General features: G+C 46.3%; 14 protein-coding genes. 12 read left to right on the top strand and 2 right to left on the bottom strand.

Annotation, left to right across the window (positions count from 1 at the left end; all coding sequences use genetic code 11):
- The first annotated feature begins 147 nt into the window (after positions 1 to 147).
- From KSW37_RS08985 to KSW37_RS08960, 6 genes are all read left to right on the top strand, one after another.
- Positions 148 to 3,213 carry a SusC/RagA family TonB-linked outer membrane protein gene (locus KSW37_RS08985; protein WP_254368606.1) on the top strand — a complete coding sequence of 1,022 codons (3,066 nt, stop codon included), beginning with the start codon at positions 148 to 150 and terminating at the stop codon, positions 3,211 to 3,213.
- Between the two features lie 63 nt (positions 3,214 to 3,276).
- Complete coding sequence (locus KSW37_RS08980; RefSeq protein ID WP_217314205.1) at positions 3,277 to 4,839, top strand: RagB/SusD family nutrient uptake outer membrane protein; 1,563 nt, start codon at positions 3,277 to 3,279, stop codon at positions 4,837 to 4,839.
- A gap of 34 nt (positions 4,840 to 4,873) precedes the next feature.
- Positions 4,874 to 6,508 carry an alpha/beta hydrolase gene (locus tag KSW37_RS08975; protein WP_217314204.1) on the top strand — a complete coding sequence of 545 codons (1,635 nt, stop codon included), beginning with the start codon at positions 4,874 to 4,876 and terminating at the stop codon, positions 6,506 to 6,508.
- Positions 6,509 to 6,543: 35 nt separating this feature from the next.
- Positions 6,544 to 7,746: an esterase gene (locus tag KSW37_RS08970; RefSeq protein WP_217314203.1), complete on the top strand. Its 1,203-nt coding sequence runs from the start codon at positions 6,544 to 6,546 to the stop codon at positions 7,744 to 7,746.
- A gap of 17 nt (positions 7,747 to 7,763) precedes the next feature.
- Positions 7,764 to 8,990: an esterase gene (locus tag KSW37_RS08965; RefSeq protein ID WP_217314202.1), complete on the top strand. Its 1,227-nt coding sequence runs from the start codon at positions 7,764 to 7,766 to the stop codon at positions 8,988 to 8,990.
- Positions 8,991 to 9,054: 64 nt separating this feature from the next.
- The gene (locus tag KSW37_RS08960) at positions 9,055 to 11,397 is read left to right on the top strand and encodes a glycoside hydrolase family 3 C-terminal domain-containing protein (protein ID WP_437183120.1); all 2,343 of its coding nucleotides are present in this window, start codon (positions 9,055 to 9,057) and stop codon (positions 11,395 to 11,397) included.
- A gap of 139 nt (positions 11,398 to 11,536) precedes the next feature.
- Here the strand turns inward: KSW37_RS08960 and ilvA are convergent, their stop codons facing one another.
- Entirely contained in the window at positions 11,537 to 12,736 is a 1,200-nt protein-coding gene (ilvA, locus tag KSW37_RS08955; protein WP_119229456.1) for a threonine ammonia-lyase, read from the bottom strand.
- A 370-nt stretch (positions 12,737 to 13,106) separates the two neighbouring features.
- Here ilvA and KSW37_RS08950 point away from each other — a divergent pair, with 370 nt between their 5' ends.
- The gene (locus tag KSW37_RS08950) at positions 13,107 to 15,068 is read left to right on the top strand and encodes a glycoside hydrolase family 97 protein (RefSeq protein ID WP_217314200.1); all 1,962 of its coding nucleotides are present in this window, start codon (positions 13,107 to 13,109) and stop codon (positions 15,066 to 15,068) included.
- Between the two features lie 84 nt (positions 15,069 to 15,152).
- Here the strand turns inward: KSW37_RS08950 and KSW37_RS08945 are convergent, their stop codons facing one another.
- Complete coding sequence (locus tag KSW37_RS08945; RefSeq protein WP_217314199.1) at positions 15,153 to 15,971, bottom strand: Cof-type HAD-IIB family hydrolase; 819 nt, start codon at positions 15,969 to 15,971, stop codon at positions 15,153 to 15,155.
- Between the two features lie 226 nt (positions 15,972 to 16,197).
- Here KSW37_RS08945 and KSW37_RS08940 point away from each other — a divergent pair, with 226 nt between their 5' ends.
- The 5 genes from KSW37_RS08940 to KSW37_RS08920 all read left to right on the top strand — a co-directional run bounded on the left by KSW37_RS08940 (position 16,198) and on the right by KSW37_RS08920 (position 22,717).
- Positions 16,198 to 18,276, top strand: coding sequence for a glycoside hydrolase family 127 protein (locus KSW37_RS08940; RefSeq protein ID WP_217314198.1), 2,079 nt, complete (start codon positions 16,198 to 16,200; stop codon positions 18,274 to 18,276).
- 138 nt (positions 18,277 to 18,414) lie between these two features.
- On the top strand, positions 18,415 to 18,915 hold the full coding sequence (locus tag KSW37_RS08935) for an RNA polymerase sigma factor (RefSeq protein WP_144154066.1): 501 nt from the start codon (positions 18,415 to 18,417) through the stop codon (positions 18,913 to 18,915).
- A 40-nt stretch (positions 18,916 to 18,955) separates the two neighbouring features.
- Positions 18,956 to 19,717: a hypothetical protein gene (locus KSW37_RS08930; RefSeq protein WP_217314197.1), complete on the top strand. Its 762-nt coding sequence runs from the start codon at positions 18,956 to 18,958 to the stop codon at positions 19,715 to 19,717.
- Positions 19,718 to 19,743: 26 nt separating this feature from the next.
- A complete protein-coding gene (locus KSW37_RS08925) occupies positions 19,744 to 20,685 on the top strand; it encodes a hypothetical protein (protein WP_217314196.1) in 942 nt (313 codons plus the stop codon).
- A 142-nt stretch (positions 20,686 to 20,827) separates the two neighbouring features.
- A complete protein-coding gene (locus KSW37_RS08920; protein ID WP_217314195.1) occupies positions 20,828 to 22,717 on the top strand; it encodes a heparinase II/III domain-containing protein in 1,890 nt (629 codons plus the stop codon).
- Positions 22,718 to 22,865: the final 148 nt, after the last annotated feature.

Raw genomic sequence — 22,865 nt, 5'->3', positions numbered from 1 at the left:
GAACAAAAACGTAACACAAGAAAACAAGTTAGAAAAAGGTGTATGATAAAAAGTACTACCTTTGCAGCCGTAAACAATTAACAGATTTACAAGAATAAAAGCTCAACTAATAAAGTATTATCTTAATGAGAAAAATCTATGAGAAAAATGAATGATTACAGAAGGTTTCTAACCTTCGTGTTCTTATTAATGATTTCCGGTTCTGCTGCCTTGGCGCAGGAACTGATGAAAGTCGCTGGTCTCGTAGTTGACCAAAATGCCGACCCTTTGATTGGTGTTACCGTGCGTGTGCAGGGAGACAACAAGGGTGGTACTGTAACTGATATGGATGGTAACTTTACGATCCAGGTGCAAAAAGGTAAGACCCTTATCTTCTCTTATCTTGGCTATAAGAATAAAGAGGTCTTAGCCAACTCTTCCAGACTCAAGATTACATTAAATGAAGACAACAAGGTACTCGACGATGTGGTGGTTGTAGGCTATGGTGTTCAGAAGAAGAGTTCTGTAACAGGTGCCATCTCTCAGGTGAAGAAAGAAGATATGGAAAATCGTACCATCACCAATGCCAAGTCTGCTCTTCAGGGTAAGACCGCAGGTGTACAGATTGTCTCTTCTTCTGCTAGTCCGGGTTCATCACCAACCGTTCGTATCCGTGGTTTCTCTTCCAATGGTTCTTCCGATCCTCTCTATGTAGTAGATGGTGTGCGCCTAGGCGATATTAGTGGTATCGATCCTAATGACATAGCATCTATGGAAGTATTGAAGGATGCCGCTTCTGCTGCCATATATGGTGCAGAGGCTGGTAATGGCGTAGTTCTCATTACTACGAAGAAGGGTACTGTGGGTAGTGGAAAGATAACATATGATTTCCAATATGCCATCGAATCGCTTGCTAAAAAGCCTAAGTTGCTCAATGCCGAAGAATATATCCAATATATGAAAGAAGGTAAGACCTTTACCGAGGATTATCTCTTGAAAAATTGGGATGGAACTACCAATACCTCCTGGGTAGATGCCATCTATGGCAAGGGTAAGATGCAGAAGCACAACCTGGGCTTTACGGGTGGTAACCAAAATGGCAACTACTATCTTTCGCTTACTTATCTTGACAATGATGGTATGGTAAGAGGTAATAATGACCTCTATCGTCGTCTCACCGCTACCATCAATGCTGAATATCAGATCAAGCCATGGTTGAAGGTGGGTACAACCAATCAGATTGAAAAATATAATGCTCGCTCTGTTTCTGAGAACAATGAGTATGGTTCTATGATGGCAGCTGTGCTTTCTATGGATCCATTGACCCCTGTTGCATACGAGGGTGGAAACTTGCCTACTCATGTTGCTAATGCCTTGGCAAGCGGAAAGCATCTCTTGACCAATGCGGCTGGTAACTACTATGGTGTGTCTGCTTTCTATACTGGTGAGCAGTTCAACCCATTCGTGATGCGTGACAATGGCATATCTCGCAACAGTGGATTCAATGTGAATGGTTCCATTTATGCAGATTTCAAACCTATCAAGGATCTTGTGCTTACTTCTCGCTTTGGTTACCGTTTGTCGGGTACTCGCAGTTCTTCCACTTCACTTCCTTTCTATGGAAATCAAACGCAAAGCCGTGATTATGTAGATCAGAGTGCATCTTCTTCTACCTCTATCTATTATCAATGGGAGAACTTTGCCAACTATATGAAGAAGTTTGGTGACCATACCGTGAATGCCATGGTTGGTATGTCTTTCCAGGAATCTACCTACGATTATGTAAATGGTTCGTTGACAGCAAACAAAGAGGACGCAGTCAAGAAAAATAATCCGTTGTTCTTCTTCCTCAACTATGCTTCTGCCTCTGCTACCAAGTCTGTAGGTGGTGAGAAAACTCGCTCAGCCAAGTATTCTTACTTTGGTCGTTTGAGTTACGATTATAAGAACCGTTATTATCTGCAGGCTTCCCTCCGTGCAGATGCTGCCGACTTATCTAAGCTTCCAGCTACCAATCGTTGGGGATATTTCCCAGCTGTGTCTGGAGGTTGGACCATTTCTGAGGAAAAGTTCTTCGAGCCTTTAAGAGATGTTGTGGCTAGTTTGAAATTGCGTGCCAGCTGGGGCCAGAATGGTAGCTTGGCTTCCTTGGGTGGCTATGCCTACAGCACCGATATGGCGCAGGGTAGCTTTTATCCGTTAGTTCCTGGTAATAATTATACAACGTCTGTTAGTCCATCTAGTATGGGTAACGATAAACTGAAGTGGGAAACATCAGAGCAGACCGACTTGGGTATTGATGCGCTCCTCTTTGCTGGCAGAATGAACTTCAGCATGGACTATTTCGTGAAGAAGACCAAGGACTTGCTCGTGGGTGGTACCACTCCATCTTTGGTTATCGGCGGCACTACATCTCCTATCAATGCTGGTAACGTAAGCAACAAGGGATTCGAGTTTGAACTCGGTTGGAGAGACAACATCGGTGATTTCAGCTACAGTGTACGTGGCAACCTCGCTACCTTGAAGAACGAGGTTACTTATCTCGACCCATCCTTGACTCGTTTGCAGGGTACTACCTTTATGAATGTGCCTCTCACATACTTCGAGAAGGGCTATCCTGTGTATTACTTCCGCGGCTATCAGTTTACAGGTATAGACCCAAAGACGGGCGATCCAACTTTTGCCGACCTGAACGATAGTGGTGATCTGACCGATGATGACAAGATGGACTTGGGCAGTGCCATTCCAGACTTCACCTATGGTATCACCTTGACCGCAGCTTACAAAGGCTTCGACTTTGCAGTATTTGGTTCTGGTGCATCAGGCAACAAGATATTCAACTGTATCAACCGTACCGACTTCCCTATGGTCAACAAGATGAAGGAACTCTTCTATGACGACCGTTGGACGGAGGGTAACCCTAATGGTAGCAAGCCACGTGCTGGTGCCAACAATATGGACAAGTATGCTACATCCAGTGCAATGGTGTATGATGGATCTTATTTCAAGATTAAGCAGATTCAGTTGGGCTACACTTTACCGAAGACTCTTCTCAAGAAGGTGGCAATCAGTAACTTGCGCCTCTATATGTCTCTCGATGACTTCTTCACCATCACCAAGTACCCAGGCTTCGACCCTGAGGTTTCTACCAATAGTGTAGTGGGTATGGGTATCGACAAAGGCGGTTATCCAACCTCAAGGAAGGTAGTAATGGGCTTCAACTTGGAGTTCTAAGGTCTGGAGGTTCATATAACTAACACTATACATATTCTATATATATAATAACATTAGGAAATTATGAAAAAGAATATCATATATAGTCTGCTTCTCGTTGTGGCAGTGTTATTTGCCGGTTGTGAAGACAGACTCGATATAGCAAAGCATGGCAATATGGGTGGTCAGGATGATTTCTACAAGACCAATGAGCAGACCGAGCAGGCGGTGGCTGCCATGTATAGCCGTGTGAAGGGATTGTATTTTACTTGGTTCTTTACCAAGAATATGCTTTCGGATGATGCTTGGTGTGGCGGTGGTAGTCGTGGCGACAACAACTCATACGAGCAGTTGAATGAATATACCTTCGATTCTAGCAACGGCAATATCGAGGGCCTGTTCTCGGGTCTCTATGGTGTCATCTATCAGTCAAACCTCGTCATAGAGAAGGTGGCTAATGATACGGAAGTCAAGAAGCGTGCCATAGCCGAGGCTTATTTCTTCCGTGCTTGGGCTAACTTCGAGCTGGTTACCCTTTGGGGTACAGCTCCATTGGTAGATCATCTCTTGGCTACAGATGAGTACCGTCGGCCAAACAGTACTCCAGAGGCACTTTGGGCTGTTGTGGAGGCAGACTTGAAAGAGGCTATCGGCATGAATGCCTTGCCTTCCAAGAAGAACAAGGACGATCAGGAGACGGGTATGCGTGTTACCCAGGAAGTGGCAAAGGCTTATTTGGGCAAGGCTTATCTCTTCCAGAAGAAGTATCAGGAGGCTGCATCCGTACTCAATGAGGTGGTGGATTCCAAAAAGTACGACCTCTTCCGTGGCGACTATGACATGCAGTTTCATGCCGTCAACAACAACAACTGTGAGTCTATGCTCGAATTGCAGTGGCGTAACGACCAGGAGCAGACTTGGTCCCAGATGGACATGACCTTCCTGATGCAAGGATGGCGTACTGGCAATATGACGCTCAAAGGCAAGGCTGCCGACGAAGTGGCTCAGGGAACCTACGGCTTCTTGAATCCTCGCAAGTCTCTCTATGATGCATTTGTAAAAGCAGAGGGTAAGAATGGATATCGTTTGCAGAAGACCCTGCTCAACAGTGATCAGATGACAGCATACGGTGTGAAGTTGAATCCTGGTCAGAACATCTATGGATGTGAAGGCTACCTCTTCTTCAAGAACCGCGTATTGAAGAGTGACAACATCATGGATGCCTCCTACTTCCAGGGATTTCAATATACCGACCGAAAGATTATGCGTTATGCCGAAGTACTCCTCCTGGCTGCCGAGGCAAACCTGGAGGCTGGCAACACAGACGTAGCGCTGGAAGACATCAATATGATTCGTGAACGTGCCAAGGAAACTCCATTGACTAGCGTTACCTTGGACGACATCAAGACAGAGAAGCGCTTGGAACTCTGTCTGGAAAGTACCCGATTCCAGGACTTGGTACGTTGGGGTGATGCCAAGAAAGCCCTGGGTTCACAGGGTAAGGAAATTCCTAACTACTCTTCCAAGGGCGTAAGTTGGGATTTCTCCAATTCTACTTTCGGATTCCAAGACAAGCACATGTTGCTTCCTATTCCTTTGAAGGAAAGAGAATTGAATCCTAATATCCAGCAGAATACGGGATGGTAATCTTCTAATTAACTGATATTTAAATGATATTGATATGAAAAAATATATAGGTTCAATATTAAGTCTGTTTATTGCAGGGCTGTGTTTCACAGCCTGCGATAACGATGCTCTTGATGGTATGCAGGGAGTATATGCAGATATGCAGAATTATACATCGCAAGAGGCTACCGTGCAGCCTACCACTAAGTTAAAGAAAGGCGTGAAGGCACTCAATGTAGATATAAAAGATGTAAAGGGAACCATCATTCAGGTTAGTTTTGGTAGTACCGAGTGGATTCTTCCCGCTGCCTCTTATACCGTAGCTGAGACCGTGGCTAACAAAACTTGTGTGGTCAAGGTGAATGGTGAGGCAATGAAGAGTGGTGACATCGACGTATCTCTTATCGAGGGCAAGTATTACTTGAACGGTTTGTTTACCAATGCCGCCGGTCAGCGAGTGAAGTTGAATTATGTAGGAGAGCTTGCCTTCGTTGTGGGACAGGATGACCCAGAGGCATCGGGCTATATGATGATGATAGACGAGCAGCAAGTTACATCGTACGATTGGGCTACGGGTCAGACCACCGTGTTCCCTGGTGTAACAAAATATTCGGTTAGCGTAACATCGCCCGAGGGGGCTACCACCCTTTACCTCGATCTTATTAATGCTTCGGGCAATACGGCTACAGGTATAGTTGGTACCTATACTGTGCAAGGCAATGCCCATGATGCTTGGCTGTGCGACAACGGTTGGGTGGTGCCCGACTATAACATGGCTGGCGGTAGCTATTATGTAGATGCCAGTGGCGTGAAGCAATATATCACCTCAGGACAGATAGAGGTCTCTACTGCCATGAGCAGTGAGGGTGCCGCTCTGTTCAACCTTGTGGCTAAGAACCTGGGTACCACTACTGCCGATGGAAAAACCACCAGCACCACGGGCAGCTTCTCAGTTAAGTTTGCTTCGTTAATGCAGGCTACGGGCACCGAGCTGCGCGACCAAACCATTAAGAGCACGGTGCTGGGTCGCACTATGAAATATTCGGTGTATTTGCCCAAAGGCTATGATAAAAGCAAAGAATATCCAGTGCTGTATATGCTGCATGGCGCTAATGGTAGCAATAACGATTGGCTGAATGGTGGAAAGATAAACGTTAATGCCTCGACTGCGGCCAGCGATGGCACAGCTCCTGAGATGATTGTGATTTGCCCCGACTGTGGTGGCGATAATTTTTATTGCGACAACTATAATGGCAATGACATAAAATATATGACCTACTTCTTCACTGAGTTCTTGCCCACGGTTGAGAACCTCTATGCTGTAAAGAAAGACCGTGCCTCGCGTGCCATTGGTGGTTTGTCGATGGGTGGCTTTGGATCGCTTTATTATGGTTTGCTGCATCCCGAAATGTTCTCGTATGTATATGCTTGCAGCCCCGCCACCTACATTGATGGCGCTCCTAACCTATATGATCTGTTGAGCAAGGCCGATGTATCGAAACTGCCGGGCATCACTATCGAGATAGGTACTGAAGATTTTCTCTTTCAGTCGGCTGGCAATTTCAAACAGGCCCTTGATGCCAATAAGGTGCCTAACGAATACATCACTCGCGCTGGTACACACGACTGGCCCTTCTGGGCTGCATGCACGCCTAAAATTATGAAAAAGTTGGGTGAGGTGTGGCAATAATAAAGTGAAATTAAAAACATTAATTAAAAACAGATATGAAGAAACTACAAATGCTTGCAGCAGCGCTGCTCTTACATTTGGGCTGTTTCGCACAGCAAGCCTTGTTCGGAGGACAGATGCCTCTATCTCCAGAAATTCATGCAGACAAGACCGTTACTTTCCGCTGCATGGCACCAGAGGCACATAAAGTACAGATAACAGGTGACTTCTTGCCAACCAAGAAAGTTGATACCCCGATGGGTAAGTATGATATGCCTGGAGTAGCCGATTTGAAGAAGGATGAGAAGGGTGTGTGGTCATTTACAACCACTGCTCCTTTGGCACCAGAGCTTTATAGCTATACAATGATGGTGGATGGCGCCAGTGTTACCGACCATCTCAACGTCTATACCGTGCGTGACATCGCCAACGTTTCCAACTATTTCTTGATAGGTGGGGGAAAGGCAGATCTCTACAAGGTCAACAAGGTAGCGCATGGAACCGTATCAAAGGTCTGGTATGATGATGTCAAAGCTGGCCTTACTCGTCGTATGACAGTATATACTCCTGCAGGTTATGAGACCAGCAAGCAGAAATATCCTGTGCTTTATCTCTTGCATGGCATCGGTGGCGACGAGGAAGCGTGGATGGATTTGGGACGTGCTTCGCAAATTCTCGATAACCTCATTGCGCAAGGCAAGGCGAAGCCAATGATCGTTGTCATGACCAATGGCAATATCTCTCAGGAGGCAGCTCCAGGACAGACATCAGATAATCTGATAGTCCCTACATTGGGATTGCCTAAGACCATGGAGGGCTCTTTCGAGGTATCTTTCCCTGAGGTAGTGAAGTTTGTGGATGCCCGTTATCGCACTTTGGCAAATAGTCAGAACCGTGCCATAGCAGGTTTGTCTATGGGTGGCTTCCATTCCCTTTACATTTCCATCAACAATCCTAAGACCTTTGGCTATGTAGGCTTGTTCTCTGCTGCCATAGGCAAGGAACAGAGGAGCGATGGAGCCAATGAGTATATCTACGACAATTTCGACAAGAAGTTGGCAGACTTGTTTGCTGCCAAGCCAAAGCTCTTCTGGATTGGTATCGGCAACACCGACTTCCTCTTTAAGGACAATACCGCCTTTAGAGAGAAACTGACCAAGAACCATTATCCGTTCACCTATATGGAGACCGATGGCGGTCATATCTGGCGCAACTGGCGCATCTACCTGGGTGAGTTTGCCCAGAAAATCTTTAAGTAACTTCAAACAACATCACAATGAAAAAGATAACATTTTTGGCAACAGCCTTGCTCTTGAGCATGAGCAGCTTTGCACAACAAGCTTTGTTCGACAACGTACCTGTGGTTTCTCCAGAGTTAAACGCCAACCATACAGTAACCTTCCGTCTCAAGGCTCCCAATGCACAGAAAGTGCAGATTACGGGCGACTTCTTGCCTACCAAGCAGATTGATACCCCTGTGGGAAAGTATGATGCACCGGGAGTGGCAGACTTGGTGAAGGATGACAAAGGAGTATGGAGCTTTACCAGCACTAATCTTTCTCCTGAGCTTTATTCTTATAATCTCATCTTGGATGGTGTGAAGATTGTGGATCCTGGAAGCGTCTATATCACTCGTGACATCACTTCGGAAACCAATATTTTTATCTTGTCAGACAAGAAAGGCGACTGTGGTGACCTCTACACCGTCAATGAGGTGCCTCATGGCAATGTGCAGAAGGTTTGGTATGACAGTCCTACGCTCAAGATGCAGCGTCGTATGACCGTCTATACCCCAGCAGGTTACGACAAGGGAAAGGATTACCCAGTGCTCTACTTGCTTCATGGCGCAGGTGGCGATGAGGATGCTTGGACTACTTTAGGTCGTGCACAGCATATTCTTGATAATTTGATTGCCACTGGTAAGGCTAAGCCTATGGTCGTGGTGATGACCAATGGCAACCCTAACTGTCAGGCTGCTCCTGGCGAATGGTCGGCAGGTATGTATGTGCCTTCTTTCTATGGTTACCAAGGTGCCAAGGCGGTGGCTACGATGGATGAGAGCTTCCCTGATGTGATGAACTATGTGGAGAGCCATTACAAGGTGGGCAAGGATAAGGCGCATCGTGCCATCTGCGGTTTGTCAATGGGTGGTGGACACTCCTTTGACATCTCTCGCCGTTTCCCTAATAAGTTTGATTACGTTGGTCTATTCTCCGCTGGTTTGCATGTGGGAAAGACTGGCGATTTTCGCAGCGATTTCTATAAGATGCTGCAAGAGGACGAGGAGGCGAAGCAGCAGTTGGCAACCTTGTTTAAGAACAAGCCAAAATTGTATTGGATAGGTATGGGAAAGACCGACTTCTTGTATAAGAGTACAGCCGGCTTGCGTCGCTATTTCGATGAGAAGGGGTATAAATATACCTATTTGGAGACGGAGGGTGGACACATCTGGCGTAATTGGCGTGTGTATCTTACAGAGTTCGCACAGAAGATTTTCAAATGATAACATAAGTTTTTCAAGTAAGAGTTTTGTAAAAGATTATTAAAAAAATAAGATATAGACAATGATAAAACAATTATTAGTTTCTTCATGTGTGCTTTTTTCTGCGACTTTCGTAGTGCAAGCACAGAACCCAAAGTTGGGTGTGTCTCCTATTCAGGATGTCATCAATGCGATGACTCTTGATGAGAAGATTCAGTTGGTGGTAGGTTCTTCGGGTAAGTATGAGAGCCAGATGGAGGCTACCATTGGTAACCAAGGTCAGTTGGTACAGGGTGCCGCAGGTCAGGTGAATGGTATTGAGCGTCTGGGCATTCCTGCTACGGTTGTAGCCGATGGTCCTGCTGGTCTTCGCATCGACCCTAAGCGCAAGAATACCGACAAGACATTCTACTGTACCCACTTCCCTGTGGCTACAGTGATGAGCTCTACCTGGAACAAAGACTTGGTGTATTCTGTAGGTACCTCTATGGGAGACGAGGTGAAGCATTATGGCGTAGATGTCTTGTTGGCACCTGCTACCAATATTATGCGTAATCCTCTTTGTGGTCGTAACTTTGAGTATTATTCAGAAGACCCATTGTTGGCTGGTACCATTTGTGCTGCTATGGTGAATGGTATCGAGAGCAACGATGTCGGTACTTCGTTGAAGCACTTCGCACTGAACAACCAGGAGACCAATCGTACTCGTAACAATGTTATCGGTAATCCACGTACTTTCCGTGAGATTTACTTGAAACCTTTCGAAATCGTTATCAAGGAGGCTCAGCCTTGGACAGTGATGACTTCTTACAATCTCATCAATGGTACGATGTCTAGTGAGCGTTGTGACTTGATAACAGAGATTCTTCGCCATGAGTGGGGATTCAAGGGTATGGTGATGACCGACTGGTTTGGTGGTATTAGCGCAGCTGCCCAGATGGAAGCGGGTAACGACCTGTTGATGCCAGGTAAGGCAGACCAGGTGAAGGAGATTCGCAAGGCTGTGCTCAATGGTCGCCTGTCGATGGAAATCCTCGACCGCAATGTACGCCATATCTTGGAGTATATCATGCAGACTCCTCGTTTCAAGCAGTATGTTGCCGACAACAACCCTGATTTGAAGGGACATGCTTTGGTGGCTCGCAATGCCGCTACCGAGGGAATGGTGTTATTGAAGAATAACAAGAATGTATTGCCACTCGTTCAGAAGATTAAGAACATAGCTCTCTTCGGCAATACTTCTTATGATTTCATAGCTGGTGGTACTGGTTCTGGCAATGTTAACCATGCTTATGTGGTAAGTTTGTTGGATGGTTTGAAGAATGCTGGCTATCAGGTGGATGGCGATATCCATAAGTCATACATAGAGTATGCTCCAAAGGCAAAGGCGAACTTGCCAAAGCCAAAGAATCCTTTGGAGGCTTTCTTGCCTGGTCACTTCATCCCTGAGATGAGCCTTGCTGAATTGAATATGTCTGCTGCCGTCAAAAACAACGATATGGCAATCATCACTATTGGTAAGTCGTCTGGTGAGTTCTTGGATCGAAAGGTTTCTGATAGCTTCAATCTCACCAAGGAGGAGAAGGATATGATTTCTGGCGTTTGCAACGCTTTCCATAAGGCCGGTAAGAAGGTGGTTGTCATCTTGAATGTATGCGGCGTTATTGAGACCAAGAGTTGGATTGGTGGTCCTGATGCTGTATTGTTGTCTTGGTTGCCTGGTCAGGAGGGTGGTAACTGTGTTGCTGACATCTTGGCGGGTAAGGAGAATCCTTCTGGTCGTCTTCCTATGACATGGCCTGTAAGTTATAACGATGTTCCTTCTAAGGCTGATTTCCCTAACCCTGAGACTGTCAAGGTTGATGATGTGCTTGGTATGTTTATGGGCAAGGGCATCGGTAGCAAGGGTAACGTGAAGAATGTGGATTACACCGAGTATAATGATGGTGTTTATGTAGGTTATCGTTATTACCAGACTAAGAATGTGCCTGTATCTTTTCCTTTTGGTTATGGTATGAGCTATACTACCTTTAAGTATGGCAAACCTGTGGTAACGAAGGATGCACAGGGCAATATCAAGGTCCTGGTGACTGTGAAGAATGCTGGTAAGGTAGCTGGTAAGGAAGTTGTTCAGGTATATGTGGCAGCTCCTGGCAAGGATATGGATAAACCAACCAGGGAACTTCGTGGTTTCGCCAAGACTAAGAATTTGCAGCCTGGTGAGTCGGAGACAGTTACTATCGACATCCCATACAAGAACCTGGCTTCTTTCAATGAGGTTGATAGTCAGTGGCAGGTTGAGGCTGGTGATTACAAGGTGATGGTGGCAAAGAATGCTGCCGATCGCAAGCCTCTCACTACCGTAATTACTGAGGAAGCTGGTGTAACCGAGAAGGTTCGCCCTTGCTTGCTCAAGGAAGTAAAGTAGCTCTATTAAAGATAAAGCTCAATAACAAAAGAGCTTGATGGTAATAAAGCTTTTAATGATATATAAAAAGAGGATGCGCTATCAACTGACGGCGCACCCTCTTTTTATATTTTATGGATTTTTGTAAGTCTCTGCACGGTTATACTATCCAGAGATGGAATCCCTTTGATTCCAAAGCCTCCTTGATTTCTTTTACGTGTTCCTCGTCGCGAGTCTCCATCGTCAGGCGGAGCACGCAGGCATTCACCTTGTTGCGGTTGGCAGAACGGTCGTGGTGAACACCGGTAATGTTGCCACCCAATCCGGCGATGACAGAGCAAACCTCTACCAATTCGCCCGGTTTGTCATCCAGCTCCATCTCGATAGTACAGAGACGGCCGCTCTTGGCAAGACCACGGGTGATGACGCGGTTCAGGATGGTTACGTCGATGTTACCGCCGCTTACCACGCAGATGGTTTTCTTGCCCTTCACCGGAACCTTGTTGTACATTACGGCTGCCACGCTGGCCGCACCGGCGCCTTCGGCTACCATCTTCTCGCTCTCTATGAGTTTCAGGATGGCTGCACAGATCTCATCCTCGCTCACGGTTACGATTTCGTCTACATAGTTGGAGCAAGTTTCAAAGGTAATCTTGCCCGGTTCCTTTACGGCAATACCATCGGCTACAGTTGCTACAGAAGGCAACTTCTCCTGTTTATGGTCGTGCAGACTCTGGACCATACTTGCTGCTCCTTCTGCCTGAACGCCATATACCTTGACGTTAGGATTCAGCGACTTGATGGCGAAAGCTACACCCGAAATCAGACCGCCGCCACCTACAGGAACGACGACAGCTTCTACATCTGGCAGCTGGTCGAGGATTTCCAATCCGATGGTGCCCTGACCGGCGATGACATTCTCATCATCGAAAGGGTGAACGAAGGTGTAGCCATGCTCATCTTTCAGTTCCAGCGCCTTCTGGTAGGCATCATCGTAAACGCCAGGTACCAGACAGACTTCAGCACCCAGTCGTTTGGTTGCTTCTACCTTGGAGATAGGAGCACCTTCAGGCAGACAGATGAGGCTCTTGACGCCCATGGCTGTAGCTCCCAGCGCTACACCCTGTGCATGGTTGCCCGCAGAACAGGCTATCACACCCTTCGCCTTTTCTTCATCGGTGAGTTGTGAAATCTTATAGTAAGCACCACGAATCTTGAACGAACCGGTCTTCTGCAGGCACTCTGGTTTCAAATAAACATCACTCTCTGGGTTGATTCTTGGCGTGTGAACCAGCTCAGTCTTTCTTATTACCTTGCTCAGCACGAAGCGAGCCTTATAGAAATTGTCAAGTTGTAACATAACTGCTGATATGTGTATAGTTTATTTCGTGCAAAGTTACTATTATTTGAAGAAAATACAAAATAATTCGGTTTAATTTTTGTTTATTCGATAATATTGCTTAACTTTGCATAAGATAAGCTGCACTCGGCAATTTGAAAGCAAGCTTTCATTGCGCTCATTTGCATTATCTTTGCGGCATATTGGTCTGATGAAGGACAATATGAACTTTGTTTTGTGTTACATTTTCTTTGGCTTTCGTTCCATTTTCACGATTCGTGAACAAATAATCACGAAGAGATGCTGTTATTCTTCTCCTTTTTTGTAACTTTGCCGATGTAATTAAGCATAAAAACATAGTAACAAATAAACTATTTACTTTTATCTGAAAATGAAGAAAAACGTTTTAGCAGTAGCGCTGGCATTGATGGCGAGCATCGGTGCATACGCAGAGAAGAATACTGTCAGCTCTCCTGATGGTAAGTTGAATGTCGTGGTAGAAGACCACGATGGCAAACTCTATTATTCCATCAGCTATGCAGGCAAACAGATGATGGACGAATCTCAACTCGGTCTGTTGGCTAATGTAGGCGATTTCAGTCAGGGATTGACCTATCAGGGCAAGAAAGAGGCGAAGGTAGAGAAGAGTTATGACCTCCGCACCGCCAAGTTTTCGCATGTAGATTATCATGCCAACCAGCTTCATGTAACATACATCAATGGCAAGAAACAGCCGATGACCGTTACCTTTAATGTAAGCAACAATGACGTGGCATTCCGTTATACTTTTGATCAACTGAAGGCTCAGCATATCATCGTGAATGAAGAGAAAACTGCCTTCAATCTTCCAAAGGTAACCACCACTTACCTTTGTCCACAGTCGGATCCGCTTATCGGTTTTGCCCGTACCAAACCAAGTTATGAAGAAGATTATAAGGTGGATCAGCCTCTTACTGCCAAATCGGGTTATGGTCATGGTTATACTTTCCCATGCCTTTTCAAGGTAGGCGCCGATGGTTGGGTATTGGTCAGCGAGACGGGTACTCACGGCAACTATCCGGGTTGTCACATCAGCGATTACGATGCAGCCAAGGGTTATCAGATTGCCTTCCCAATGGAGAAAGAGGCAGATGGCATCGGGCCTACATCGGGCACCTTTATTCTTCCGGGTTCAACTCCTTGGCGCACTATTACCGTGGGCTCTGATTTGAAGCCATTGGTAGAGACCACCATTCCATACGATGTGGTGGAGCCAAGATTCGAGGCTTCCCAGAAATACGGAACAGGCAAGTATGCCTGGAGCTGGCTCATCTGGCAGGATGGTTCCTGCAACTATAATGACCAAAAGCAGTTCATCGACCTGGCTGCTACCATGGGTTACGAATATGTGCTGGTTGATGCGCTCTGGGATACCCAGATTGGTAGAGACAAGATAGCAGAGTTGAGCAAGTATGCGCAGAGCAAGAATGTAAGTCTGATGCTTTGGTATAACTCTAATGGTGTGGCAAACGATGCACCTCAGGGACCTCGTGGCATCATGGATAACATCGTGGCAAGAAAGAAGGAAATGGCTTGGATGAAGAGTATCGGCATCAAGGGTATCAAGGTAGATTTCTTTGGTGGCGACAAGCAGCACACCATGCAGCAGTATGAGGATATCCTCAGCGATGCCAATGATTACGGCATTCAGGTTATCTTCCATGGCTGTACCCTGCCAAGAGGTTGGGAGCGCATGTATCCTAATTATGTTTCCAGCGAGGCAGTCCTGGCTTCTGAGAATGTATTCTTCTCTGATTATCATGCCAAGCAGGAGGCTTTCGAACTGACCATGCATCCTTTCTGCCGCAACGCCGTGGGAGCGATGGATTGGGGTGGTACCATCATGAACAAGTATCTCTCCAAGGATAACAAGAGTCGTCATCGCCGTTATACTACTGATGTTTTCGAGATGGCTTCGGCTATCATGAACCAGGCTGCCATCCAGTGTATCGCCATCTATCCGAATAATCTCTCTGAACTTCCTCAGCACGAGATTGATTTCCTCAAGAGCGTTCCTACTACCTGGGATGAGACCAAGTTCATCGCCGGTTATCCTGGAAAATATGCGGTTGTAGCTCGTCGTCATGGTGATAAATGGTATGTGGCTGGTTTGAACGGCACCGACCAGGTGATGAAGCTCACCCTGAATCTGCCAATGCTTGCCGGCAAGAGCGTTACCTATTATTATGAAACAGCCAGCAAGGATAGGAAGGCACTCTGGCCTGTTTCTCAGATGAAGACCGTAAAGGTGGATAAGAAGGGAAACCTGAAGGTGGTCATGCAGCCTAAGGGTGGACTGATTGTTGAAAAGTAAAAAGGTAAAAAAGTAAAAAGGTAAAAAAGTCTAGTGGGGTATAATCTCCCTAGTTTCTTTTTACCTTTTTACTTTTTTACCTTTTTACTTTTTACAGAAATGTTCCAAAGCAGCAGCTACGCCATCTTCTTCATTGGAAAGCGTGATGTAGTCGGCTTCGGCTCTAACCTCTGGTGCTGCATTCTGCATGGCTACTCCCATGCCTGCCAGTTTCAGCATGCTCAAGTCGTTGTAGCCATCTCCGAAAGCAATCATATCGGCTGGGGTGAGATTGATTTTCGCCAGAAGGCGGAGCAGGGACTTTGCCTTGTCGATGCCTTTGGGAACCAGCTCCAGGAAGAATGGGGCTGAACGGAAGATGTCCATCCTGTCGCCCAGAATCTCAGAAAGCTCGTTTTCTGCCTTGAGCATATCTGCCGGGTCGCCTGTCATGAGGAGCTTGGTAGGGTGAGGCTCCAGGGCTTCGAACAGGTTTTCTACCTTTCGGATGTTCATTTTGTTGATGCGCGATTCTTCCTTCACATACTGGTTGTCGGGCATTTCGGTGATAATCTCGTTGCCGGCGTAGCCGAGAAGGGCATGATTTTTCTCCTTCGCGTACCTATATAATATAGGTATCACCTCATCTGGCAGGAACTGGGCGAAGAGTTTTTCACCAGTCTTGGCATTCACGATGTTTCCGCCATTATAGGATAGGATATAGCCGCCTCGCTTATCCAGTTCCAGACATTCAGCCACCGGTTCGATGCCGTAGGTCGGTCTGCCTGAAGCAAGGATGATAACAACACCCTCGGCTTCTGCCTGGAGCAGCGCTTCGCGGGTTTTCGGGGTAACCACCTTGTCGTGGTTGGTCAGGGTGCCATCCAGATCAAGGGCGATGGCACGGTATGGAAGATGATTCATATTTGATATATTATTGTATTTCTAATTTGCCTGCAAAGGTAAGATAAAAAAACGATTGTAACAAGAAATAGCGATAAATATGATATAAATATAGGTGTTTGATAGGTTTTTAACCGATAATTACCTATTTTTTATTGTTTATTGTACACTATATTCGGAAACTTTTCTTATCTTTGCAACCGAAATGACAAACAATAATATAAATTAAATTAAACCTATTCGAAAAATGAAGAGATTAATTTCAGCAGTTTTGCTTTCTGCAGCCGTGGCAATGCCAACGATGGCGCAGAAGAATGCAAAGACATTGAGTAATGGTTATCCTTTTACTCAAGTTCCTTTTACCAGTGTGAAGATTTCACAGAACACCTTCTGGGGTGCCCGTCTGAAGGCTGCCCGCGAGGTAACTGTGCCATTGGCTTTCAGCAAGTGCGAGAGCGAGCACCGTTACAAGAATTTCGAGATGGCTGCCTATACCCTGCAGCATCCTAACCATCCGGGTTTGAACACCAAGGAGTGGGATGTAAGCAAGTTTATGGGATTCTCTTTCGATGATACTGATGTTTATAAGACCATCGAAGGTGCCAGCTATATCCTCCAGACTTATCCAGATAAGAAACTGAAGGCTTATATCGACAGCGTACTCGATGTAGTAGGTGCTGCTCAGGAGCCTGACGGCTATCTCTATACAGCCCGTACCATCAACCCAAAGCATCCACACCAGTGGTCGGGAAACAAGCGTTGGGTGAAGGACGAGGATTTGAGCCATGAGCTCTACAACCTCGGTCACATGGTAGATGCTGCATGTGCTCACTATCAGGCTACCGGAAGCACCAAGTTTCTGAATATCGCCAAGCGTTATGCTGATTGCGTGGTGAAGGAAGTAGGTCCTAAGCCAGGACAGGCTACCATCGTTCCTGGTCATCAGATTGCTGAGATGGCTTTGGCACGTCTCTACACCCTGACCGGTGAGAAGAAGTATCTGGATGAGGCTAAATATCTGCTCGATTATCGTGGCAAGACTCATATCCGCAACCCATATTCTCAGAGCCAGGCTCCTATCCTGGAGCAGAAAGAGGCGGTAGGTCATGCTGTTCGTGCCGGCTATATGTATGCTGGTATTGCTGATGTGGCTGCCTTGACCAAGGATTCTGCCTATATGAAGGTTATCGACCGTATCTTCGAAAACATCGTCGGCAAGAAATACTATCTTACAGGTGGTGTAGGTGCCCGCCATGCCGGTGAGGCATTTGGCGAGAATTATGAGTTGCCAAACATGACTGCCTACAATGAGACCTGTGCAGCCATCTCTATGGTTTACCTCTTTGAGCGCATGTTCCTCCTTCACGGCGAGAGCAAGTATATCGACTGCCTGGAGCGTACCTTATATAATGGTGTCATCTCTGGTATGAGTATGGATGGTGGTAGATTCTTCTATCCTAACCCATTGTCAAGCGACGGCAAGTATGCCTTCAATGCTGATAATACCAAGACCCGCCAGCCATGGTTCGGATGTGCCTGCTGCCCAAGTAACCTGAGCCGCTTCATCCCTTCCGTACCGGGTTATCTCTATGGTGTGAAGGATAACAACATCTACGTAAACCTCTTTGCCGGTAATACTTCTACCATCAAGGTGAATGGCAAGGATGTGGTTCTGGAGGAGACTACCGAGTATCCTTGGAACGGTGACATCAAGATTGCTGTGAAGAAGAGTGGTGTGAAGAATGCCAACCTTCTGGTCCGCATTCCTGGATGGGTTCGCAACCAGGTGGTTCCTAGCGACCTTTACAAGTATAGCGATGTAGAGAAACCAGCTTATAGCGTAACTGTAAATGGCAAGGCTGTTGAAGCTGACCTCAAAGCCAACAAGGGTTATCTCCCAGTCAAGAACATCAAGAAGGGCGATGTCATCCGCATCCACTTCGATATGCCTGTACGTACTGTGGTTGCTAATGGCAAGGTGGCAGATGACAAGGGAAAGGTTGCCGTAGAGCGTGGACCATTGGTTTATTGCGCTGAGGCTGTGGATAACGATAACGAGCCTGTACTCCGCACCATCATGGATAAGAAGCCGTCTTTCTCGCTGGTAGATAACTACAGCATTGAGAACAAGGAGACCAAGGGTGCTCCTGCCTTCAAAGTCAAGGCAATTTCTACACTTGCTCATATTTTGGACCAAAAGAAGGAAGGTGTCATTTCTGTCAAGGTTCAGAACCTCACCCTGATCCCTTACTATGCCTGGAATCATCGTGGTGCCAACCAGATGAATGTCTGGTTCTATCAGGGCTTGTCGTTTATGGATAAGTAATAAATAGTTTTTTAAATCAAGAAAGCTTGGCAATGACGTTTGCCAGGCTTTCTCGTTAATATAAGTTAATCTCGTTAAGAAAAACACTTCTTTTCCGTTTATGTTGTAGTTTTGAATAAATAAAGCAAAAGAGAGCTAATGACAGAGAATGAATTCATCCATATCGTTCCGCAGTTGCGGCAGATAACCTTGCAGATCAGTCAAGGTTATGGTGTTGGCTGCGATGAGGCTGAGGATATCGCACAGGATGCGATGCTCAAGCTCTGGGCCATCAAGGATGATATTCAGTCTGCTGCTCATGCCAAAGGTTCGATGGGTTGCATCGCCAAGCATCTTTGCATCGACTTCTTTCGCAAGCGGAAGATGATTTCGATAGATGCCCAGCCTTTCGATAAGTCGCCTAGCCACTATGCGCCGCCCGATGTGGAAGTGGAAAACTCGGAGAACGAGCTGTGGCTGCAAAAACGCCTCAAGGCTCTGCCCTCCAACCAATATCAGGTGCTTTATCTGCGACAGGTAGAGAAGAAAAGCTTTGAGGAAATAGCGCAAATCGTAGGCATCACCCCTGAATCTGTATCTGTGTTGCTCTCTAGGGCAAGAAAGCAGATGTTGCAGGAAATCAGAAAAAGATGTCGATAGCCCTTTAAATAGGTATAATCAATAAAGGAGGAAACTGGATATGAACGAAAAAGAAAAAGATATACGGCAGTTGCTCGACCGGTTTATGGCTGGTGAGACTTCTCTGGAAGAGGAGGCTCTGCTAGGGGAGTGGTTCCGGCAGCATCCCGATGTGAGCGATGACTTGAAGGAATACCAGATGATGTTTGGATATTTCGACGAGGGAATGCCTCTCGACCATCAGGCAGAGAATCATGTTGCAGATGCTCATCCGAAGGCAAAGGCAAGAATGCGTCGCCTATGGTTGCCGATTGGTATGGCTGCATCCATCGCCCTGCTCTTTGTGCTTGCTATTCCCCGGATAGGGCGACAGACAGGGCATCAGGATGATTCGAAGATGGCTCAACTCGATGGCAGAACGAATCAGGAACATACAGATTCAGCAGCTGTCCACGAGGAGAAATCTACAGATGCCAATCTCTCCATGCCCGAAAAGATAAAAAGGTCGGGTGATTCCGTATCTCCCAAAACAAGGAAGCACAAGTCTGGGAAATATCGGCAGCATCTGTTTACTCCAGCTCCTCCAAAGCTTTGGATAGCTCAGAATATTGTTACCGATTCTTTGTTGGCAGAGCCGGAAAAGCTTGCCGATGAGCATCTCCGGGAGATGGAGGCACAGCAGAACGAAATGTTCTTCAAGCTCTATCTCGTCGATGCTCTTCAGACCCAGTCGCTCAATGCCGATGTAGCCAGTGCCTCGTTCGAAAGCGAGGAGAATGTGCATGATGAGGACCATGTGAGTGATGACCAGGAGGTTTATTAACAGGAAACAATTAAAACAAGAAGAATATGAAAACAACTTTTAAATTAGCATTTGTGGCTTGCCTGATGGTGCTCTCTTCGGCTTGCCATGCCCAGAAGCCTATACCGTCCATCGACCAGGCATTTGATAAATTCGTACAGGATTTGTTGCAGGACGACCTCGTTACTTCTTCCACGATGAATACCTATAATATAGGTATGATGAAGGGATTTGAGTTTGCCGTTCCCGGGAAGAAGCAGAAAATGGTGGATACCTTTCATAAGGCTTTGTTGAGCAATAGTCGTCTCGCTTATATCAGTTTTACCAAGAAAGCGGGCTCTGCCAGCATTGAGACGAATCGGGTGGGATATGGGAATAACAATTCCACGACCTATGAGTTTGGTACTCATAAGGACCGCAACTATAACCTGCAGTATTTCCGTGACAGCAAGGATTCTACCATGCGATATGTTTATGCCTTGGTATGGTATCCAGGAAAGGATGATATGGTATTGGGCAGTGTCTATAAGTTCTACTCCAAGGATCCGCAAGCCTATAAGAAGTCATTAGTTTATAAGATGAATGCGGTTCAAGGTTTGGATTCTCTTGTTTCCCTGGGCAACCAAGGTTTGGATTCTCTTGTTTCCCTGGGCAACATCAGGTATAACAGGAATCTGGCTCGCAGTTATGACTTGGAGATGACTCCTCCAAAGGATGCGGCAGAGTTTATGGTGCAACTCAACACGCTCCGTGCTGCCTTTAAGAATGCCAGAGACCAATACCCTTATTTTGGAAATCAGGTAACTCGACGTACCCTCCAGACGGGTGTAGCCAACAAGATAGTCAAGCTCTGTAAGGGTTATGGCAAGTTGCTGAATGCCGACGAGAAGAAATTCTGCGCCACTTCGCTGAATAAGATGAAGAAGGATACAGACGATGATTATCTGCAGAGCCTTCTGGAACTGACTGCCAATTCTTTGAGGAAGTAGTCTGCTGTGGGTGGATAAACTGAGGAAAATGTGAATCTCTCTCTTAAAATACCGCTTAAAGCGATATTTGCTCTAAAATTATCATTTTCTAGACTTCGGTCTTGTTATTACTTCGTAACTTTGTACGCAAAAAGTTAACGATATGAGTAAGAAATTGATAATGATAATAGGCTTGGTGCTTTCATCCATGTTGATGAAAGCCCAGGCTTTTTTTGTGCCTTTCCCGAAGGCTAAGGACAAGTATTGGCAGAAGCAGGTGCCTCTGGCGATGCGCAACGACTATATCCGTTTGGGTAATCTCTATCAGAAGAAACCTTGGAATGCCATTCCAAACTCGATGTTTGCTGAGTTCCGAACCAATGGTAACCGCACCCGATACGAGGAGGCTAGCTTTGGTATCAGAAAACAGTTTGTCTGTCTGGTGATGGCAGAAATCATGCAGGGCAGGGGGCGTTTTCTGCCTTCCATCCGCAAGGGTCTACATTATTTTATAGAGAAGGAACCCTGGTGGGGCATTCCGGCGCATTATCCGAAAGACCATCCTGAAAAGGATATCCAGCCGGTAGATCTCTTCAATGCCGAGACAGCAGGCATGCTTGCCTGGACCCTCTATATGCTGGAAGATGAAATCAGCCGTAAGGAAAAGGGACTCTGCGAAAAGGTGAGAAGCGAGATAGAACGCCGATTCCTTCTACCTGCATTGAATCAGCCTCAGGGCTGGAAGAACAATGCCAACAACTGGAATACCTGGATTACCGCCAACTGGTTGCAGACGGTACTTATCTGCGAGCAGGATGCCAAGCAGCGCGATGCTGCCTTCAAGGGAGTGCAGCAATGTCTGCGAACCTTTATGAAGGGCTATCCTGATGATGGCGGTTGCGAGGAAGGTGTCAGTTATTGGGATTGTGCCGGGGCTTCATTCTTCGAGTCGCTCTATTTCATGCAGTTTGCTCCTAAGCAGGCGGTCCTGACATTGACTGATGCTCAGAAGAAGAAGGTGGAGAATATGGGTAGGTTCATCACTACGATGTATATCAACGACCTTACCTTCGTGAATTTCTCTGATGCCCAGGCTCAGAATGTTCCGAACATCAATATCCTCTTTCCTTATGGAGCCTATCTCCAGAACGAGCAGATGATGCAGCTGGCGGCTTATGTGGGTAAGAAATATCAGTATACCCTCAAGCCTTCTACGCTCTTCCTGAAATCGGGCAACTATCCGAAATTGGGAAGAGAACTGATGCTGCTTTCCATGTTGCCGCAGTTGCAGCAGACGAAGGCGGAGCAGCCGAAGACGGAGGATGCTTATCTGGAAAACTCGCAGATTATGGTGGCGAGCAATAAAAGCTGGTTTGTGGCAGCGAAAGGCGGAAACAATGCCGAGAGTCATAACCACAACGATATCGGAAACTTCATCGTTTATCGCAACAATCAGCCGGTGATTATCGACCTGGGGCGTGATACTTATACTTCGAAATCGTTCAGCAACCAGCGTTTTGAACTGATGAACTGCCGTTCGGCTTATCATAATGCTCCTATCATCAACGGTCTGGAGCAGAAGGATGGCAGGAAGTATCGTGCCGAGAAGGTGAATCATGTCTTTGCAGATGGCGTATCTTCCTTGACTCTGAATCTCGAAAAGGCGTATACCGATGGGGCGCATGTGGAAAAATGGCAGCGTACCATCGCCCTGGACAGAGAGTATGACTGGGTGGAGATTACCGAACAGTATAAGCTCGACTCCCTGCAGATAGAGAAAGACCGACTGAACGGTCAGGTATTCGACAATCAGATTATCCTGATGGCATACGGCAAGCCGGTGGTCCAGAAAGCGGGCAGAATCCTCCTTCAGGGTGGTATGGTCCGTTTGGAATATGATGCGCAGTATCTTTCGGCATCCGTAGAAAAGGTACAGATGACGGATGGCATCATGAAGACGCAATGGAAAGATAATATCTACCGCATCATCTTACGTCTGAACGATAATTATCCGATGGCGAAAGTGAAATACAGGTTTGTTGGTTCCAAATAAAATCTGCTGTTTTCCAAATAAAATCTGCTGTTCTTCTGATTTGTAGTAACATACGATGATATCTGGACCCGATTTGTGCTTCCTTACATGACATGTTAAACAATCTAACTCGCTCTAAATTGGACTTTGATTGAAAATCAAGAAGTTG

Origin of the sequence: Segatella copri (assembly GCF_019127135.1) — a bacterium.
In the GTDB taxonomy this organism is placed as follows: domain Bacteria; phylum Bacteroidota; class Bacteroidia; order Bacteroidales; family Bacteroidaceae; genus Prevotella.
Note: the sequence above shows the minus strand (reverse complement) of the source record. Positions and strands in the feature narration are given on the sequence as shown.

Bases quoted from the DNA above. Each gene is read 5' to 3' on its own strand.
- KSW37_RS08985 (WP_254368606.1), top strand. From the start codon at position 148: ATGAATGATTACAGAAGGTTTCTAACCTTCGTGTTCTTATTAATGATT.
- KSW37_RS08980 (WP_217314205.1), top strand. From the start codon at position 3,277: ATGAAAAAGAATATCATATATAGTCTGCTTCTCGTTGTGGCAGTGTTA.
- KSW37_RS08975 (WP_217314204.1), top strand. From the start codon at position 4,874: ATGAAAAAATATATAGGTTCAATATTAAGTCTGTTTATTGCAGGGCTG.
- KSW37_RS08970 (WP_217314203.1), top strand. From the start codon at position 6,544: ATGAAGAAACTACAAATGCTTGCAGCAGCGCTGCTCTTACATTTGGGC.
- KSW37_RS08965 (WP_217314202.1), top strand. From the start codon at position 7,764: ATGAAAAAGATAACATTTTTGGCAACAGCCTTGCTCTTGAGCATGAGC.
- ilvA (WP_119229456.1), bottom strand. From the start codon at position 12,736: ATGTTACAACTTGACAATTTCTATAAGGCTCGCTTCGTGCTGAGCAAG.
- KSW37_RS08950 (WP_217314200.1), top strand. From the start codon at position 13,107: ATGAAGAAAAACGTTTTAGCAGTAGCGCTGGCATTGATGGCGAGCATC.
- KSW37_RS08945 (WP_217314199.1), bottom strand. From the start codon at position 15,971: ATGAATCATCTTCCATACCGTGCCATCGCCCTTGATCTGGATGGCACC.
- KSW37_RS08940 (WP_217314198.1), top strand. From the start codon at position 16,198: ATGAAGAGATTAATTTCAGCAGTTTTGCTTTCTGCAGCCGTGGCAATG.
- KSW37_RS08935 (WP_144154066.1), top strand. From the start codon at position 18,415: ATGACAGAGAATGAATTCATCCATATCGTTCCGCAGTTGCGGCAGATA.
- KSW37_RS08930 (WP_217314197.1), top strand. From the start codon at position 18,956: ATGAACGAAAAAGAAAAAGATATACGGCAGTTGCTCGACCGGTTTATG.
- KSW37_RS08925 (WP_217314196.1), top strand. From the start codon at position 19,744: ATGAAAACAACTTTTAAATTAGCATTTGTGGCTTGCCTGATGGTGCTC.
- KSW37_RS08920 (WP_217314195.1), top strand. From the start codon at position 20,828: ATGAGTAAGAAATTGATAATGATAATAGGCTTGGTGCTTTCATCCATG.